Genomic DNA, 18945 nt, shown 5'->3' with positions numbered 1-18945 from the left:
ACGGCTGTTCCTTCTGCTATATATGATATATATAAATGCTTTCGGCTGATTGACGGTAAAACAAATTTGTTATTCATTTAAAAGAATCGGGCGGCAGAATTTTTATTTCTGCCGCCCGATTCTTTTGTGTGTAATGTTTACTTATTTTCTTTTTCTTGTGAACCAATATATCAATCCAAGCACAATCAGAAAACCGCCGAGGATGCAACGGAAGACTATATTCAGCGTACCCTCAAACATCGGATAGCCTGCAAAGGTTCGCAGACCGTACCACACGGTCATAAAGATAAAGAACAAAGCCATCAAAACAGCGAGCAAGCCTTGGTGTTCATGACGGTATTTGATTCCTATGACAACCATAAGAACGGCAAGAGCTGCCCAAAGCCATACATACATATTTTGAAGAAATTCGCCCATAAAATTCACCCTTATATTATTGCTAAGTAGATTATAGAGTATCGGCTGCGCATTGTCAAACCGTGTTATGTGATGATTTTCTGAAAACGAAAAAATTTTTCAAAAACGCTTGACTTTTACTGACTTTGGTATTATATTATGAGTATAGCAATTAGCACTCAACCGTTGAGAGTGCTAAAACAGCAAAATCCGACACGAAATGAGGTGAACGGTATGGAGCTGGCTGAAAGAAAAAAGAAAATATTATCGGCAGTAATTGAAAGCTATATCAACACAGGCGAGCCGATTGGTTCAAAAGCGTTGATTAACGAAACGGGACTTGAGGTTTCATCGGCAACGGTGCGAAATGACCTTGCAGACCTTACAAATAAAGGCTACTTGGTTCAGCCGCACACCTCGGCAGGACGAATTCCAACGCTGCAGGGTTACAGATACTACATCGACAATCTGATGAAAATTACCCCCGTAACCCAAGGCGGACGGGAATATGTTGAATCCGAGCTTTATAAAAGTGCAGATTCCCCCGAGAGTATTCTCAAAGAGGCGAGCGGCGTTATTTCAAGGCTGACAGGCTGCACGGCGGTAACAACAACACCTTCGGGCGAGGAAAGCAGAATCCACAGAATAAGATTTGTTCAGACAGGTTCGCACACGGCAATGGCTGTTGTGATTGCCTCAAACGGAATCATAAAAACAAAGCTGTTTCGTTGCGATTTCCTTTTGAACCCCGAACTTTTGACCGTGTTTGACAAAGCATTCAATGAAATCTTTTCGGGAATGAAGCTTTCATCGGTCAACCGACCGTTCATTCAAACAGCGGCGGCAAGGCTCGGTGAGCTTTCAATGTTTACCCCGGGAGTGCTTGTGGCAATTATGGAGGCCTGTGAAACGGCAAAGGAAGTCAGCGTTTATCTCAGCGGTGTGACAAAGCCGTTGTTTATGTCCGATGTCAATTTTCTTAACGCACGAAATGTTATGGAGTTTCTGAACAACAGACACGACCTTGCGGAAATGCTTGAAAATCTTCCGCTTGACACCTCCGTCAGCATAGGCGGCGAAAACAGCAGAACAGAGCTTGCAGGGAGTGCGGTAATCTCCGCACGATACCGACTTGACGGCAATCCGTCAGGTGTGCTTGCGGTGATAGCACCCGTGAGAACGGACTACGCAAGAGCAATTTCAATTCTTGAATGTGTGTCCGACAGCGTTAGCACTCTCATTGATGAGCTGATAGAAATATGATAAATAAAAATCCTTGAAGGAGGATAAAGATGACTAAGAAAAAATCCGAGAAAACCGAAGAAAAAAAGGTTTCCGAAGAAACAGTCGCAGAAGAAACTAGGGCTGAAAATACCGAAGAGCCTGCAAAGGATGAAAATGCAGACAAAATCAAGGCTCTTGAAGATGAGCTTTCGGCACAGAAGGATAAGTATATGCGACTTGCCGCCGAGTACGACAATTACCGCAAAAGAACGGCAAACGAAAAGCTTTCAATCTATGACGATGCAACTTCAAAGGCTTGTATCGAGCTTCTCCCCGTTGCAGACAGTGTAACGCTTGCTCTTGCAAATCTGAAAGATGCCGATCCCGACATCATCAAGGGTATTGAGCTTATTTCAAATCAGCTTGCAAAGAGCTTTGAAAAGTTAAAGATTGAGTCCTACGGCAAAGCAGGCGACGCGTTTGATCCGAATCTGCACAATGCGGTTTCAAAGATTGAAGACGAAAACCTCGGTGCCGACACAATCGCAGCCGTTTATCAGACGGGTTACAAAATCGGTGACAAAATTATCCGTCACGCAATGGTACAGGTTGCCAACTGTGACTGATTTCATATATAAATATTCAGCAGAAAACACACAAACAAAAACAATTAAAAATTCAATTGGAGGAATTTATCATGGCTAAGACAATAGGTATAGATTTAGGTACAACAAACTCATGCGTAGCAGTTATCGAAGGCGGCGAGCCTGTAGTTATCGCTAACGCAGAAGGCGCAAGAACAACTCCGTCTGTTGTTGCTTTTTCAAAAGACGGTGAAAGAATGGTCGGTCAGGTTGCCAAGCGTCAGGCTATCACAAACCCTGACAGAACAGTTGCATCAATCAAGAGAGAAATGGGTACTGCTCACAAGGTAACAATTGACGGCAAGAGCTACACTCCACAGGAGATTTCAGCAATGATTCTTCAGAAGCTTAAATCGGACGCAGAGGCTTACCTCGGCGAAACAGTTACACAGGCAGTTATCACAGTTCCTGCTTACTTCACAGACGCACAGCGTCAGGCTACAAAGGATGCCGGTAAGATTGCAGGTCTTGATGTTAAGAGAATCATCAACGAGCCTACAGCAGCCGCACTTTCATACGGTGTAGATAAGGAAAAAGACCAGAAGGTTATGGTATATGACCTCGGCGGCGGTACATTCGATGTATCTATCATCGAAATGGGCGACGGTGTTCAGGAAGTACTTGCAACAGCAGGTAACAACCGTCTCGGCGGTGATGACTTCGATAAGAGAATCATCGACTGGATGGTTGCATCATTCAAGACAGAAACAGGCATTGACCTTTCACAGGATAAGGTTGCAATGCAGAGATTAAAAGAGGCTGCCGAGAAGTCAAAGATTGAACTTTCAGGTGTTACAACCTCTAACATCAACCTCCCGTTTATCACAGCAGACCAGACAGGTCCTAAGCACCTTGACCTTACTCTTACAAGAGCAAAGTTTGACGAACTCACATCAGACCTCGTAGAAGCTACAATGGGTCCTGTAAGATCGGCTCTTCAGGATTCAGGTCTTCAGATCGGCCAGATTGACAAGGTTCTTATGGTCGGCGGTTCTTCCAGAATCCCTGCTGTTCAGGACGCTGTTAAGAAGCTTATCGGCAAAGAGCCGTTCAAGGGTATCAACCCTGATGAATGTGTTGCTATCGGCGCAGCTATTCAGGCAGGCGTACTCGGCGGTGAAGTTGAAGGACTTCTCCTCCTTGATGTAACTCCGCTTTCACTCGGTGTTGAAACAATGGGCGGTGTTATGACAAAGATTATCGACAGAAACACAACAATCCCAACAAAGAAGAGCCAGATTTTCTCAACTGCCGCTGATAATCAGACACAGGTTGAAATCAATGTTCTTCAGGGTGAGCGTGAATTTGCCCGTGACAACAAGCAGCTCGGTCTTTTCGCTCTCACAGGCATTGCTCCTGCAATGCGTGGTATTCCGCAGATTGAAGTAACATTTGATATTGATGCCAACGGTATCGTTAATGTATCTGCCAAAGACCTCGGTACAGGCAAAGAGCAGAAGATTACAATCAGTAACTCAACTTCAATGAGCAAGGAAGATATCGACAAGGCTGTTAAGGAAGCTGAACAGTTTGCCGCAGAGGACAAAAAGCGCCGTGAGGCAGTTGACGCTAAGAACGAGGCTGAAAACATTGTTTATCAGGCAGAAAAGCTCGTCAGCGAAAGCGGTGACAAGATTCCCGAGGCTGACAAGAACGCAATCAACACAAAGGTTGCAGCTCTTAAAGAGGCTATCTCAAAGGACGATGCCGCACTCATCGGCACAGCTAAGGAAGACCTCCAGAAGACTCTTAACGATGCTGCCGCTAAGCTTTATCAGCAGGCTGCTCCGCAGGGCGGTGCTCCCGATATGAACGGTGCTCAGCCAAACGGCGGTAATCCTACAGGCAACAACGGCGGAGATCCTAATGTATATGACGCTGATTTCACCGATGTTGACGATAACAAGTAATTTATGTTAGAATAACATATAGTCAAAGGAGCTGTTATATGGCGGCTCCTTTTGGCTGTATAAGACGATAACCGGCTTGCAATATTGCGTGATTTCGGTATTTTGACAAAGGTGAGAGTAATATGGCAGACAAAAGAGACTACTACGAGGTGCTTGGCGTTCAAAAGGGCGCAAGCGACGATGAAATAAAAAAGGCATACAGAGCCTGTGCCAAAAAATATCACCCGGATTTGCATCCCGGCGATAAAGAATGTGAGGAAAAATTCAAGGAAGTAAACGAGGCTTATGAGGTTCTTTCCGATTCCGATAAAAAGGCTCGTTACGACCAGTTCGGTCACGCAGGCGTTGATTCCAACTACGGCGCAGGTGCAGGCGGAGCAGGAAGTCCGTTCGGTCAGGGTATTGATATTGACGATATCTTCTCAAGCTTTTTCGGCGGATTCGGCGGCAGACGCTCCAACAATGCAAACGCTCCTATGCGTGGCAGTGATATTGAAACTACGGTTTACATTTCATTTGAAGAGGCGGCAAAGGGCTGCAAGCAGACAATCAACTATTCATGCGTAACAACCTGTGATGACTGTCACGGAACAGGCGCTCAGCCCGGCACAAGCCCCAAGACCTGTTCGTCATGCGGCGGTTCGGGCAGGGTAACAATCAACCAGAGAACGCCTTTCGGTGTTGTCCAGACTCAGCGTACCTGTGATGCCTGTCACGGCAGAGGTAAGATTGTTGACAATCCTTGTAAAAAGTGCGGCGGTTCGGGCAAACAGCGCAAGAACAAGACCGTTGATGTAACGATTCCGGCAGGCATCAAGGATCAGCAGATTCTTAATGTAAGCGGCAGAGGTAACTCAGGTACAAACGGCGGTCCTGCAGGCGACCTTCATGTTTATGTAAATGTTCGTCCGCACCCTGTTTTTGAACGCAGAGGTGACGATGTGTGGTGCGAAGTTCCGATAACCTTTACACAGGCGGCTCTCGGCGCAGATGTTGTTGTTCCTACTCTTGACGGCAAGGTTTCCTACACGGTTCGTGAGGGTACACAGCCGGGTGATGTTTTCAGACTCAAGGGCAAGGGTATTCAGCGACTCGGCGGCAGAGGCAGAGGCGACCAGTATGTAAGAGTTACCGTTGAAGTTCCGAAGAATCTTAACGGCAAGCAGAAAGAGCTTATCAAACAGCTTGACGGCGCAACAGGCGACAAGAACTACGCAAAACGCAGAAACTTCTTTGATAAAATCAAGAAGATGTTCAACGAGTAACACAGAATAAATAAGATTTGTGGGGCATTTGTCCCCACAAATTTTTTATACGGCGTGCCGCCGTTCCAAATTCGTGAAGATAAGCAGTATTGTTATTATTTGCACAATTTCGTAGGGGCGGATATTATGTCAAGTGCAACATGGTAACCACCTGTGCAAGGACATGGTATACAAATTCACAATCTTGAAATCTTGCGGTGAATACGCTTGCCGGATGACGAGTCATACTCAGCAATAACAAAATTGCGATAGCAAACAAGAAATGAATCATTGTTTAGATTAGGTCTGAATTGAACATAATCATTGATGAAAGTTTCACTAAGATATAATTGAAAATTCTGAAAACGGACATATCCCCACGAATTTACTTTTATGACTTTAAAGCCGGATTCATATTCAAACGGCTCCACCTTGTCAGCAAAAATCCTTTCGCTGTGAGTATAGACATCGGCAGGACATTTGTTTCCAAGTGCTTCATGAGGTCGCAGGCAATTATACTTAGTTCGCCACTCTTGCAGAGCCTTGTCAGCGTAATCCAAGTTCTTGAATAGATTATGATTTAAAAGTTCTCTTTTCATACTGCCATGAAACCGTTCAATTTTTCCTTGTGTTTGCGGATGTTTAATTCTGCAATGTATAGGAAGAATGTCATTGTTCATAAGGAATTTTTCAAACATAGTAAATCCATGTTTAAAACCTGCAAACTGAGAACCATTGTCAGAAAGTACGCTTGATGGCATACCAAACTCATAAAAAGCTTGCTTAAAAGCGTTAATAACGACATTTTTAGTGTTAGGAAAGCATGCTATTTTGATTGAGTATCGTGAGCTGTCATCAAGAATAGTCAATGGATAGCAATAACGATTATCGGCAGTTAAAAACTCTCCCTTGAAATCAGTTTGCCACATATCATTGCAATGTTCTTTCTGAAAGCGTTTAAAAGGCTTTCTTTTGAGAGATTCCTCTTCAGATATGAGTTGGTGTTTATGAAGAATGTTAGTAATGGTTCTTGGACAAGGAATGTTTTTATACCCTTGATTTTCAAGAAAAATTTTAATTTTATCATCACCCCAACCCGGGTTATCGAAACGAACAGAAACGATTAATTCTTCAATGTCGTCAGGCGTTTTGTTAGGAGAACATAATGGTCTGCGTGACATATCAGTTAAGGGCAGTCCCTGTTTAAATCTATCAACCCACTTGCGACCGGTTTTGCGTGTGATTTCATATTTCCGACATAGAGCACTAAAATTATTTGTTTCTAATGCTTTTGTAACAAATTCTAATCTTTGTTTTTCCACAGTTTTACACTCCCACGGCATAAAAACAGCTCCTTCATTTGCTATTTTCTTGCCATTTATTTTATCATAAAACTGTATACTATGTCTTTGCACTGTTGTATACTATGTTACTACACTGCACATATTATCCGCCACTGCATTACAAACAAAAATATCGGCATAAAATGCCCGTGAATCAGAGGTTAAAATGGAATCCTGGACAGAAATAAAAATATCCGTTGACGCAAAGGATATTGACAGAGCAAGTGATATTGCAAATGTCGTAGTCCCCTACGGCATCTATATTGAAGATTACACAAACCTTGAACAAGAGGTTGAGAACATTGCCCATATTGACCTTATTGACGAGGATTTGCTTGCAAAGGACAGAAACAAGGCTTTTGTGCACATTTATCTTGAACCCGATGTTTCGCCGTCAGAGGCGGTTGCATTCCTTTCGGAACGCTACAATGCGGAGGGTATAAAGCATTCAATTGAACTTCTTGACTGCCTTGAAGAGGATTGGAGAAACAACTGGAAGAAATATTTCAACCCGATTGAAGTCGGTGAAAAACTTCTTATCCGTCCGAGCTGGCGAGATGATTACGATGCAGGCAGCCGCAAGGTTCTCAACATTGATCCGGGTCTTGCGTTCGGCACGGGCGGTCATGAAACCACAAGGCTTTGCCTTGAGATGTGCGAAAAGTACCTTAAAGAGGGCGATTCTGTTCTTGATGTGGGTTGCGGCAGCGGTATTCTCGGTATTGCAACCCTGCTTTTGGGTGCAGACCGTGCCGTCGGTGTTGATATTGACGAAACTGCGGTGAGAACTGCGGCTGAAAACGCAGAAATTAACGGCGTTGCTGACCGCTTTACAGCTATCTGCGGCAGCTTTACCGACAAGGTTGAGGGCAAGTATGACATTGTTCTTGCCAATATTGTTGCCGATGCGATTATGTTTCTCTCAAAGGGCATTAAGAACTTTATGAAGGACGATGCCGTTTACATTATGAGCGGTATCATCGACACTCGTGCCGAAGAAGTCAAGGCATCCGTAAGTCAGTATTTTGACATCATCGAAGAACATCTTGACAACGGATGGGCTTGTTTTGCCGCACGGCGTGCCGCCGTTCCCAATTCGTGAAGACAGTATCATCAGTGCGAGAATTAAGATTCTCGAGCGGAACTCTTTAAATTAAAAATTGAAAATTATGGTCGGGTAGCAGGTTTGCACAACGCAAAACATTGTTTCCCGACCGTTTTGTTTATATGAAAGCTATTTCTTATTTGTGTGGGGTCACTTTACAGTCATTTTGCGTCACTATAATATGGGTGTAAAATGAATTTGGAGGTATATTTTATGGAAATTCTGAAAGTTGAAAATCTTACAAAAACCTACGGAAGCGGTGAAAACCTTGTCCATGCGGTTGACGATGTTTCGTTCTCGGTTGAAAAGGGCGAATTTGTTGCCATTGTCGGTGCAAGCGGCAGCGGCAAGTCTACTCTTCTTCATCTCATCGGCGGCGTTGACCGTCCCACAAGCGGAAAAATTTTTGTTGATGGCAACGATATAAGCAAAATGAATGATGACAAGCTTGCCGTATTCCGCCGCAGACAGGTGGGCATTGTCTATCAGTTCTACAATCTTATCCCGATTCTGACTGTTGAAGAAAACATCACGCTCCCCTGTGACCTTGACGGCAGAGGGGTTGACAGAGAAAGACTTGAGATGATTCTTGATTCGTTCGGACTGCGTGCAAGAAGAAAACACCTTCCAAACCAGCTTTCGGGCGGTCAGCAACAAAGAACATCTATTGCCAGAGCGCTCATTAACAATCCGTCTCTTGTGCTTGCCGATGAACCGACAGGCAACCTTGATTCAAAGTCAAGCGAAGAGGTTATGAGTATGCTCAAAATGTGCAATCAGAGTTACGGACAGACTGTTATAATGATTACGCACAACCTCGACATTGCAAAACAGGCTGACAGAATTATCACAATCAGCGACGGCAAAATTGTTGAGGAGGTTTGATTATGAAACTTCTCAACAAGCTTACTCTTAAAAACCTGCGACTTAACAAGGTGCGTACAATTGTTACAATCGTGGGAATTATGCTCTCGGCGGCACTCATCACGGTAGTTTCGGGAATGGCACTCAGCGGCCGACAGACTATGATTGACGCACAAATGGTTTATGGTGGTAACTATGATGTTGCACTTGATATTATAGACAATTCAGTAATTGAAACGGCTCGCAATAACCGCAATGTTAAAAATGCCTTTTATAAAGAAAGGCTCGGATATGCCAGGACAAAAAATGCTGACGGCGAAATCTGCGATTACAGCGTTCTTGCCATGAGCGAAAATACCTACGGCAACTGTTTTAAGATAGACCTTATAAAGGGCAAGTTCCCCACAAATTCGGGTGAGGCTGTTGTTACAAAAGCGTTTAAAACACAGGACGGAAAAGATGTGAAAATTGGCGACAAAATCACACTTGATGTCGGTGTGCTTACCGACAAGGACGGCAATGTCCTTGATGAGGAAGGCATTCATAATTTGTTGCAAAAAGATTTTAATAAGTGCAGCATTATTGACACGGTAAAAAGAACCTATACCGTAACGGGTATTATTGAAAGACCGAAAACGAGCGAACTCTATGATCCGTCAAATTTTTCTATGATATATACCGTGTCTGATGAAAAAGCACCTATCGAGGCAATCAGGACAAAGCATATGAATAAGCTGTATATCGCCTATACGCCTCAGAGCGAAGGCGATTATCTTCAAAATACAGCGGATATTTTAGGCTTTAAAGCTGATGATATGAGTAATGTAATCAGCGATGAAATTCCACCCGAAGATCAGCAGACCTCTGGAATAAATGCATACGAATTCAATTCCATACTCCTCAGTATGAAAGGCTACGGTTCAAATGACGCAACAAATACTGTGATTTTCAGCCTTGCCGTTATTATCATTATTATAGTAATGCTTGCAAGCGTGTTTGTAATCCGCAACAGCTTTGCAATTTCAATTACAGAGAAAACGAGTATGTACGGTATGCTTGCGTCGGTCGGTGCAACCAAAAGGCAAATCCGCAGGAATGTGCTTTTTGAGGGATTTATTCTCGGCTTAATCGGTATTCCTCTCGGCATACTTCTCGGACTCGGTGTAAACGCAATTCTTATTACAATACTCAACAGCGTTCTCGGGGATATGCTGAACGGAGCAAAATTTGTCTTTGTAACTCCGACAATTCCGATTATTTGTGCAATTGTTCTTTCGGCTGTTACTATATTCTGTTCATCATTCTTCATTGCACTTCGTGCGTCAAGGATTCCGCCCCTTGTTGCAATCAGAGGCAACAAGGATATCAAGGTAAAGAATAACAAACCGTACCGCACATCCAAGCTTACGAAAAAGCTTTTCGGTGTAGGCGGTGAAATCGCCTCAAAAAGCCTTAAACGCAGTAGGAAAAAGTATCGCACAACGGTTATTTCAATTGTAGTCAGCGTTGCAATGTTCATTGCAGTTTCGGCATTTATGGACTACGGAATGACATATACAGAGCATTACTACGGCAAACCAGACTACAGCTATATGGTTTCCGGAATTGATACAAAGCAGGCTCAAACAATTGAAAAAATGCCTGAAATTGAAAATTATCTGACAGTCGGTTTACAGTACGGTCATGTGTCGGCAGATGTGCCTGTTAACGAATGCGGAGAAAATTTCCTTTATGACAATGCTGACGGTACAAAGTCATTCAGCGTGGAATTTCTTGAGTTTGAACACGATACCTTTGTTCAGATTTGCAGAGAATTGGAACTTGACTACAACAAGGTCAAGGGCGGTGTACTTGTGTATTCTCAGGTAACCCCCGATAACAGTGAGAGTGGCAACTCTTCCAAGCCAATGAAACTGTTCGGCAAAACCGCTCCGACAAAGTTTATCGTTTACGGAAATGATGATAACGGAAATGAGCTGATAGCAGGCAAATTAAAGGTTTCGTCAGTGTTTGATGAAATTCCAAAGTCGGCTGATTCTGTAATCGGCGAAGGAACAATTTTCGGTCAGGGATTGATAATCGGTGAACAGGGTGTAATCTCACCTCAGCTTGGCGAACACGAATGCTATATTACCCTCTACGCCAATACATCGAACCACACTTCGCTTACAAATCGTATTGAGTCTATGTCGGGTACAGGTGACTCGGAAAGCTATATTTCTATTTTTGACTATGAAGAAAACGTAAGACAGTTCAATGCCGTTATGCTGATTGTCGGAATATTCGTTTACGGCTTCATCGGTGTTATCTCGCTCATCGGACTTACAAACATTTTCAACACAATCTCAACCAATATGCAGTTGAGGAGCAAGGAATTTGCATCGCTTAAATCTATCGGTATGACAAAGAAAGAATTTAACCGTATGATTCGCCTTGAAAGCCTTATGTACGGCATAAAATCTTTGCTTATCGGTATCCCTCTCGGCATTGCAGGTGTATTTGCAATCTTCTCCGCATTTTCAAATGGAAATGTTCCAATGAGCTTTGTATTCCCGTGGAAAGCGATTTTGATTAGCATTGCGGTTGTATTTGTTGCAGTATGGCTGATTATGAAATACTCAATTTCAAAGGTTAATAAACAAAATATTATTGAAACAATCAGAAATGACAATATCTGAGCGTCATATTCAGCCAACAGACTCTATTTTGTTGAAATTTGTTGACAATAGTTTTACACTCTGTTATAATGTAGTTGTAACAACAGATACCACAATATTTTGTATGTTTTCATTGCTGACGGGCGGATTATTGATTTAATCCGCCCGAATTTCATTTTGGAGGACTTGTTGTGAAAATTCTTCTTGTTGAGGACAACCGTGCAATTTCAAAAGGGCTTGTCTATACTCTTGAACAAAACGGCTTTGAGGTTGCGTTGTGCGAAAATGCCGAATCAACCCTTAACTCCCTCGGCGGTGACTTTGACCTTTTTATTGTTGATGTGTCGCTTCCCGACGGCAACGGTTTTGAACTTTGTGACGAGATAAAAAGAGTGTGCGAAACTCCCGTGATTTTTCTCACCGCACTTGACGATGAGGACAGCATTGTAAAAGGCTTTGACCTCGGAGCGGAGGATTACATAACAAAACCGTTTTCAAGCCGTGAGCTACTCGCAAGAATTAAACGAATTACCAAAAAGCTCGACAAAACTATGGCTATGAATTTTGGCGACATCAGCATTGATTTTGACAAAAAACAGGTTTGCAAAAACGGCAATCCCGTTGTGCTTACGGCGCTTGAATACCGCCTGTTTGCAATGCTTGCCAAAAACAGCGGCAAGGTGCTGACCCGTGAACAAATTCTTGAACGCATATGGGATTTGTCGGGGAATTATGTTGAGGACAACACGCTGACCGTGTACATAAAAAGACTTCGCAAAAAACTTGATACAAATATGATTAAAACCGTAAAGGGCCTTGGTTACAGGCTGGAGGTATAATGAAAAGCACATCAAAATTTGTTACTGTAATGCTTGTCTTAACGGCACTTTTCTGCATTGCTGCTGCGGTGGGAGTGGGTGCAGGCTTTAACGCTGTTCGTGAAAGCACGGATAAAAAGATAATTGCCGTTGCTGAAAAGGTTAGGGAACAATATCCCGACATTTCGGAAAAGGAGCTTGCTCAAATTTTGAACAACGACACTGCCGGCATAAAAGGCGACTTTGCAAAGTACGGAATAAAATCCGACAGCGGCTGGGTTGACATTCAGAGCGGAAGTTATGCAACGATTACAATTGTGATTGCAACCGCAGGTGTTTGTGTGTTCGGAATTTTGCTCTGCGTTGTGTTCATAAGATACTGTAAAAAGCAGAAGCTACAGCGACTTGAAATTGTAAAATGTCTTGAAAAAATAAACAACCGAGAGTACGACCTCGATCTTGACGGCTCAACCGACGACGATATGTCGCTGTTAAAGCAGGAGATTCAAAAAACAACGGTAATGCTCCGTGAATATGCCGACAATTCAATGCGAGAGAAAGAAATCCTCAAAAATTCGCTTGCCGACATTTCACATCAGCTTAAAACACCGCTGACATCAATTTTGATTACAACCGAAAATATCCTTGATGACGATGATATGCCCGTTGAAATCAGACGGGATTTTGTTATGGATATAGCGCATAATGCCCATTCGATAAATTTCCTTGTAAAAAGTCTGCTCACGCTCTCAATGCTTGATTCGGGAACTGTTGAATTGAAGTTTGGAGATGTGTCGGTTGAAAAAATAATTGACGAGTGCATTTCACGCACAGAGGTTCTTGCCGATATCCGTGATGTGAGAATTGAAAAAACCGTCAAAAATGATTTTATGCTTAATTGCGATTTTCGCTGGATTTGCGAAGCGGTTTCAAATATCGTTAAGAACTGCATTGAGCATACCGACGGCGGTTATGTCAGAATTTCAGCCGAAAGGAACAGCGTATATTCGGAAATCATCATAAGCGACAACGGATGCGGAATCAGCCCGAAGGATTTGCCCCACATTTTTGAGAGGTTTTATAAGGCACAAAATTCGTCACCGTCAAGCGTCGGCATAGGTCTGTCGCTTGCAAAATCAATTGTTGAAAAAACAGGCGGATATATTACCGCAGATTCCAAACTCGGCGTCGGCTCAACCTTTAAACTCAGATTTTTGAATGTAAGACTCAGATAAGATAAAAATTAAAAAGCGAAAATTGCGGTCGGGAATAAAGTTTTGTTAAGTACAAATCTTATTATTCCCGACCGTATTTATGTAAATTTCGGCAGGGGGGCAATTGAAACTGTCTTTATAAATAAAAACAGAAGAGCGACAAGGGTAATTTTGCATAAAATTCCAGTGTAAAGATTGTGTAACTTGCTATTTTTACAAAATAAAAGGATTATGTGTAGTTTTTGTGAGAGTTTTGTGATAAAATCAAATTGTCTAGGGATGTTTGACCCTACGTTTTAAAAGCTTTGAAAGGAGTAATCAAACAATGAAAAAAAGAAGTATGAAGAGAGCACTCAGTGCCGTTTTGACACTTTGTATGGCTCTCCCCGGTGCTTCCGTAGCATTTGGTTCGGCAAGTGCTGCAACAGTTTCCGATGACAGCAGCACATCTGCATCATCAACTGCCGCAGGTTCACTTGTTGAAGATGACGGCTTTACATGGGATAATGCCAATGTGTATTTCCTGCTTACCGACCGTTTTAAGAACGGAAACACCGCAAATGACCATTCATACGGCAGAACACTTGACAAGGACGGCAAACCGCTTGACGGCTGGGATACAAACCCCGGTACATTCCACGGCGGCGACTTTGCAGGTGTTACTCAGTCAATTGAAGAGGGCTATTTTGACAACCTCGGTGTAAACGCAATTTGGATCTCAGCTCCGTATGAGCAGACCCACGGCTATTGTGATTCAGGTAAGGGCTTTGCTCACTACTCATATCACGGCTACTATGTTCTTGACTATACCGAAACCGATGCAAACTTCGGTACAAAAGAGGAGTTCAAAACTCTCGTTGACACAGCGCATGAGCACGGTATCAGAGTTATCATGGATATCGTAATGAACCACACAGGCTACAACACCGTTGCAGATATGGAGCAGTTCGGCTTCGGTACTCTCCTTGACGGTGCGTTAGACTTCAAATACAAGCTCACAGATGTAGGTGAAGTAAACGACCACATTGACTATAAAACATCAGAAGAAGACTGGGGCAAATGGTGGAGCAATGACTGGATTCGCAGCGGTCTTCCCGGATATACAGAGGGTGCCGGCGGTGATCTTACAATGTCACTCAGCGGACTTCCCGACTTCAGAACAGAGCAGACAAAGGATGTTACAATTCCTCCGATCCTCAAAACAAAGTGGACTCAGGAAGGTACATATGATCAGAAGGTCGCAAAATACGGTGAATCAAACACAGTAACAGGCTACCTTTCAACCTGGCTTTCAGAGTGGGTTAGGGAGTACGGTGTTGACGGTTTCCGTTGCGATACTGCAAAGCATGTTGATAAGGCTTCTTGGAACCAGCTCAAGCAGGCTTGTGTTTCTGCTCTCAGAGAGTGGAGATCCAACAACAAGGGCAAAGCAGGTGCTGACTGGAAAGAAGATTTCTGGATGACAGGCGAGCATTGGGATCACGGTGTAGGCTACGACACATACTATTCCGAGGGCGGCTTCGACTCAATGATTAACTTCGCAGTTACAGGCGGCGGTGCTCTTGCAAGCGGTAGTGTTGCAAACACATATCAGGGCTATGCAGACAAGATCAACACAAAGGAAGGCTTTAACGTTCTTTCATTTATGTCATCACACGATGAAACACTTACCCGTGGCGATGAGAACACAATGCTTTACAATGCGGCTGCATTCCTCCTTCTCCCGGGCGGAGTTCAGATTTTCTACGGTGACGAAACCAACCGTCCTCTCTATCCCGGCGTTGCATTTGACGGTTACGGCGGATCGGGTCACGCACTCAGAAGTGATATGAACTGGAACGACATGGACAAAACTCTTCTTGCTCAGTGGCAGAAGGTTGGTCAGTTCCGTAACAAGCATGTATCCATCGGTGCCGGCTCAAATGTTAAGCTCTCAGCTACAAGCGGTGTTGCTTTCGGCCGTACATACGATAAGAACGGCGTAACAGATCAGGCAGCTGCAGTAATCGGCTGTAACAAAAATTCAAGCGTAACTGTTGATGTTTCAACTCTTTGGGAAGACGGCAGTTATATAATCAATACTTATGACAACTCATCTTCAGTTGTTACTGACGGTAAGGTAACATTCAACAGCGGTGTAAACGGCACAATCCTTATGGAAAATGCTGACGGTCAGCCGCTCGTATCAATCACAGGCGAGCCGAAGTTCTACGGCACAGAGCAGGTTACTGTTTCTCTTAAGGAATGCGACAGCGCAAAGGTTTCTGTTGACGGCGGTAACAAGTTTGTTGTTAAGGACGGCGACACATTCACAATCGGTCAGACAGCTTACAAGAACGATACAATCGAAGTAACTGTTGAAGCTACAAACGACAAGGCAACCTCAGAGGCTAAATTCACATTCCTCAAGCTCGGCGAAAACGACGAAAAGCCTACAACCAGCCCGACACAGAGCACAACTGTTCCCGGTCCGACAGCAAGTCAGACATCAAAGCTTACAATCAAGAGCACAGCAGGCGCTCCGAATGTTTACGCTTGGACAGGTGCAAGCACAGCACTCAACGGTGCATGGCCGGGTCAAAAGGCAGCAGCCGTTTCAGGTCAGGCAAACACATATGAACTCACACTTCCTGTTTCAGCCGACAAGTCATTCAGCGTTGTTCTCAACAACGGCAGCGGCTCACAGTCAGGCGATATCACAGGTCTTTATGACGGTGCTGTTCTCGAAATTCAGAACGGCAACTACACATCGGTTAAGACAGTAACTAAGGGCAACCAGCAGGGAGGCGGCGGCGAGCCAGAGCCTGCAGAGGGTTCTGTTTCCGTAACAATCAAGCCTTACAGCCCATCTGCAAGCTACAAAATCTATGCTTGGAATGATACACAGAAGCTCACAGGTGCATGGCCGGGCGTTGCTCTTACAGAAAAAGATTCTGACGGCAACTATGTTGTTAAGTTCGATAATGTTGACGAAGTAAGCATTATTCTCAGCAGCGGTTCAGGTCAGACAGCAGATATCACAGGCGTTAGAGACGGCGCTACAATCGAAATTACAAACGAAGGTTGTACAACATACAAGCTTACATCAAAGCCAATCGTTGTTTCACCTTATGAATCACTCAAGAAAGAAGCAAGAAAGATTCTTGCTATGACAGCATCAGACTACACAGCAGAGAGCTGGGCAAATGCTCAGAAGGTTCTCAAGTCAGCTGAGGCTATGATTAAAGCAGGCGAAGACGCTACAACAGCTGAAGCTATGAATGCTATGATTGCAGACCTCAAGTCAGCTCAGAAGGCACTTGTACTTGCTCCTGCAACACTTACATATGCAGTTGCAGGCAAGAGCGTTGTATCAGGTGTTACAGCCAGCGCTGCAAAGGTAACTGTTACAGTTGACGGTAAGACATATACTGCTACTGCAGACGATGTAACAGGTGCATTCACAGTTGCAACATCAGCTCTCAAGAAAACAAGCACAATCAAGGTTGACGCAACAAGAAACGGCGTAAACGGCACATACTCATATGCTATGAATAACGGCGACATCGAGAGCGGCATTGTTCCGACAAGTCCGATCCCACCGACACAGCCGACAACTTCAGCTCAGCCAACAACAACACAGCCGGCTACAAAGCCAACAACACAGCCGACAACACAGCCGGCTACACAGCCGACAACTCAGCCTGCGACAGAGCCTACAACTGCTCCTTCACAGACACTCACAGTAAATGCAACATCTAACTACTTCGGTTCTGCTACAAAGACCGACGGAAAAGTAGGCGACAAGATAACTGTTCTCTATAAGCTCAATGCTAATATGGGTATTGTTGACGGTCAGTGGACTGTTAAGTATGACACAAGCAAGCTTAAGTTCGATAAGGCAGACAACAAGGTTAACGGCAGCCAGACAATTATGCCAAGCCAGTCAAATCTTGTTTACAACGCTTACAGCAATGTAATTAAGGGTAACTTTACTAACCCGCAGAATCCTACAAAGTACGATGGTGGTACATACATTTCACTTACCTTCCAGGTTATCGGTGCAGGCAGTGCAAGCGTATATCTTGACACAGAGTATCTTACAGTAGGTTATGTTACAAACAACAAGCTTAATCAGCAGTCAGTTGTTGATAACAGCAAGGTTCGTGATATATCAGGCTTTGCAGGCTTTAAGAATGTTAAGCTGAGTGCAACAACTTCATTTGCAAATGATGTCCGCCTCGGTGATGTTGATATGGACGGCAAGATTACCGCTATCGATGTAACACTTGTTCAGAAGCATATCACAGAGCATATTCCATTCACAGAACAGCAGCTCACAGCAGCAGATGTTGATAAGAACAATATAATTTCAGTTAAGGATGCTACTCTCATCCAGAAGTATGTAGTTCATCTTATCAGCAACTTTTAATTAAGCTGAATAAAATTTGATATATCGTTCCGCTTAGTCGATATTACAGGAAAAGCCCCTCGCGTTTTGCGAGGGGCTTTTTTAAGTGTATTTACATAAAAAAGTCAGACAACCGTGCGATTGTCTGACTGATTCCGCATATAAAATTTTAAGACGCAGATTATTCTTTTACGAGAACCTTTGTGATTTCGCTGATGTACATTTTATGAAAGTCGTTATTGTACCACTTGTCAACGCTTTCATGGTCGGTAATGCTTTCGGCATTGAGGTTTTGGGCATACATTTTTTTACATTCAAGTACAAGCTTTGCCTCTTCAAAATATACAGAGCCGTTTTCTGTGAACACAGGAGTAAGACCTGTTTCATTTACCTTGTTATAATCCCTGCCGCTCTTTGAACCGCAGAATTTGAGGGCATCTCTGTACTTTTCGTCAAAAAAGCTCATTGTATAGCGGTCGCCATTCTCCATAAAAGCAAATGTGTACCTCTGCGGACGAATAAAGGTGAATACAACGGGCTTACCCCACATAATACCTACACCGCCCCAGCTTATTGTCATTGTGTTGAATTTTTCCCTGTCGCCGGCTGTGACAAGCGCCCAGTCGTCACCGATAAGCTTAAACGGGCTTTCAACGATTTCCTTTGGATTTATCTCTTTAAATGTTGACATATAAATCTTCCTTTCAAAATTGTGTTTTATATAATATGATATGCTTTCAAACTTTTATTTTGAATAAACTGCATCATTTTTTGACAGAAGATAGACACAGTATTGATTCATACTTATGCCCTCTTTCTTTGAATGTTCGGCAAGTGAGCGGTGCAGACTTTTCGGGATTCTCAGCTTGAATTGTCCCGAATATTCTTCAAGGCTGTCGGGTTCGTGAATTACAATTCCGCTCTCAAAGGCGGCTTCAAACCAAGCTTTTTTAGCGTTCTCTGCATTTGCAACAGCCGATTCAATCGTATCACCGCAGGTTATGCAGCCGGGAAGCTCGGGAAACGATACAACAAAACCGTCCCCGCCCTTGTCCTCAACAATTTCCATACGATATGACATCGCAAGATAATCGTTAAGAGTTTTCATCATCTTCCGCCTCGCTTTCTGCAATTTA

14 protein-coding genes are annotated in these 18945 nt (G+C 43.6%); 10 read left to right on the top strand and 4 right to left on the bottom strand.

Annotated features, from left to right (window positions below; translation table 11 throughout):
* Positions 1-141: 141 nt before the first annotated feature.
* Complete coding sequence (locus tag QDI94_RS07650) at positions 142-417, bottom strand: hypothetical protein (RefSeq protein WP_101028388.1); 276 nt, start codon at positions 415-417, stop codon at positions 142-144.
* Positions 418-555: 138 nt separating this feature from the next.
* On the opposite strand from QDI94_RS07650, the gene hrcA reads away from it, so the two are divergent.
* The 4 genes from hrcA (at position 556) to dnaJ (ending at position 5439) form a co-directional block, all read left to right on the top strand.
* The gene (gene hrcA / locus QDI94_RS07645) at positions 556-1659 is read left to right on the top strand and encodes a heat-inducible transcriptional repressor HrcA (RefSeq protein ID WP_278419755.1); all 1104 of its coding nucleotides are present in this window, start codon (positions 556-558) and stop codon (positions 1657-1659) included.
* 29 nt (positions 1660-1688) lie between these two features.
* Positions 1689-2246, top strand: a complete 558-nt coding sequence (locus QDI94_RS07640) for a nucleotide exchange factor GrpE (RefSeq protein ID WP_278868167.1) — start codon at positions 1689-1691, stop codon at positions 2244-2246.
* A gap of 71 nt (positions 2247-2317) precedes the next feature.
* Positions 2318-4174 (top strand): molecular chaperone DnaK, encoded by a 1857-nt coding sequence (gene dnaK, locus QDI94_RS07635; RefSeq protein WP_101028385.1) that lies wholly within the window; start codon positions 2318-2320, stop codon positions 4172-4174.
* Between the two features lie 122 nt (positions 4175-4296).
* On the top strand, positions 4297-5439 hold the full coding sequence (gene dnaJ / locus QDI94_RS07630) for a molecular chaperone DnaJ (RefSeq protein ID WP_101028384.1): 1143 nt from the start codon (positions 4297-4299) through the stop codon (positions 5437-5439).
* 176 nt (positions 5440-5615) lie between these two features.
* On the opposite strand, the gene QDI94_RS07625 is transcribed toward dnaJ, so the two are convergent.
* A complete protein-coding gene (locus QDI94_RS07625; RefSeq protein WP_278868166.1) occupies positions 5616-6740 on the bottom strand; it encodes an IS481 family transposase in 1125 nt (374 codons plus the stop codon).
* Positions 6741-6927: 187 nt separating this feature from the next.
* On the opposite strand from QDI94_RS07625, the gene prmA reads away from it, so the two are divergent.
* From prmA to QDI94_RS07595, 6 genes are all read left to right on the top strand, one after another.
* A complete protein-coding gene (prmA, locus tag QDI94_RS07620; protein ID WP_278868165.1) occupies positions 6928-7863 on the top strand; it encodes a 50S ribosomal protein L11 methyltransferase in 936 nt (311 codons plus the stop codon).
* A gap of 216 nt (positions 7864-8079) precedes the next feature.
* A complete protein-coding gene (locus QDI94_RS07615; protein WP_021883815.1) occupies positions 8080-8751 on the top strand; it encodes an ABC transporter ATP-binding protein in 672 nt (223 codons plus the stop codon).
* Between the two features lie 2 nt (positions 8752-8753).
* Entirely contained in the window at positions 8754-11408 is a 2655-nt protein-coding gene (locus QDI94_RS07610; protein WP_278474503.1) for an ABC transporter permease, read from the top strand.
* Between the two features lie 170 nt (positions 11409-11578).
* Entirely contained in the window at positions 11579-12226 is a 648-nt protein-coding gene (locus QDI94_RS07605; protein ID WP_278868163.1) for a response regulator transcription factor, read from the top strand.
* On the top strand, positions 12226-13440 hold the full coding sequence (locus QDI94_RS07600; protein WP_278868161.1) for a sensor histidine kinase: 1215 nt from the start codon (positions 12226-12228) through the stop codon (positions 13438-13440). The genes QDI94_RS07605 and QDI94_RS07600 overlap by 1 nt, the downstream gene beginning before the upstream one ends.
* Positions 13441-13744: 304 nt before the next feature.
* On the top strand, positions 13745-17830 hold the full coding sequence (locus QDI94_RS07595) for an alpha-amylase family glycosyl hydrolase (protein WP_278868159.1): 4086 nt from the start codon (positions 13745-13747) through the stop codon (positions 17828-17830).
* A 160-nt stretch (positions 17831-17990) separates the two neighbouring features.
* Here the strand turns inward: QDI94_RS07595 and QDI94_RS07590 are convergent, their stop codons facing one another.
* Complete coding sequence (locus QDI94_RS07590; protein WP_278868157.1) at positions 17991-18500, bottom strand: flavin reductase family protein; 510 nt, start codon at positions 18498-18500, stop codon at positions 17991-17993.
* Positions 18501-18554: 54 nt separating this feature from the next.
* Positions 18555-18917 (bottom strand): type II toxin-antitoxin system HicB family antitoxin, encoded by a 363-nt coding sequence (locus QDI94_RS07585; RefSeq protein ID WP_278868723.1) that lies wholly within the window; start codon positions 18915-18917, stop codon positions 18555-18557.
* Positions 18918-18945 lie beyond the last annotated feature (28 nt).

The sequence above is a fragment of the Ruminococcus bromii genome (assembly GCF_928721825.1).
GTDB classification, from domain to species: domain Bacteria; phylum Bacillota; class Clostridia; order Oscillospirales; family Acutalibacteraceae; genus Ruminococcoides; species Ruminococcoides bromii.
This window is presented reverse-complemented; position numbering and strand designations above follow the sequence as displayed.

Bases quoted from the DNA above. Each gene is read 5' to 3' on its own strand.
- QDI94_RS07610 (WP_278474503.1), top strand. From the start codon at position 8,754: ATGAAACTTCTCAACAAGCTTACTCTTAAAAACCTGCGACTTAACAAG.
- QDI94_RS07640 (WP_278868167.1), top strand. From the start codon at position 1,689: ATGACTAAGAAAAAATCCGAGAAAACCGAAGAAAAAAAGGTTTCCGAA.
- QDI94_RS07615 (WP_021883815.1), top strand. From the start codon at position 8,080: ATGGAAATTCTGAAAGTTGAAAATCTTACAAAAACCTACGGAAGCGGT.
- prmA (WP_278868165.1), top strand. From the start codon at position 6,928: ATGGAATCCTGGACAGAAATAAAAATATCCGTTGACGCAAAGGATATT.
- dnaK (WP_101028385.1), top strand. From the start codon at position 2,318: ATGGCTAAGACAATAGGTATAGATTTAGGTACAACAAACTCATGCGTA.
- QDI94_RS07600 (WP_278868161.1), top strand. From the start codon at position 12,226: ATGAAAAGCACATCAAAATTTGTTACTGTAATGCTTGTCTTAACGGCA.
- dnaJ (WP_101028384.1), top strand. From the start codon at position 4,297: ATGGCAGACAAAAGAGACTACTACGAGGTGCTTGGCGTTCAAAAGGGC.
- QDI94_RS07595 (WP_278868159.1), top strand. From the start codon at position 13,745: ATGAAAAAAAGAAGTATGAAGAGAGCACTCAGTGCCGTTTTGACACTT.
- hrcA (WP_278419755.1), top strand. From the start codon at position 556: ATGAGTATAGCAATTAGCACTCAACCGTTGAGAGTGCTAAAACAGCAA.
- QDI94_RS07585 (WP_278868723.1), bottom strand. From the start codon at position 18,917: ATGAAAACTCTTAACGATTATCTTGCGATGTCATATCGTATGGAAATT.
- QDI94_RS07590 (WP_278868157.1), bottom strand. From the start codon at position 18,500: ATGTCAACATTTAAAGAGATAAATCCAAAGGAAATCGTTGAAAGCCCG.
- QDI94_RS07650 (WP_101028388.1), bottom strand. From the start codon at position 417: ATGGGCGAATTTCTTCAAAATATGTATGTATGGCTTTGGGCAGCTCTT.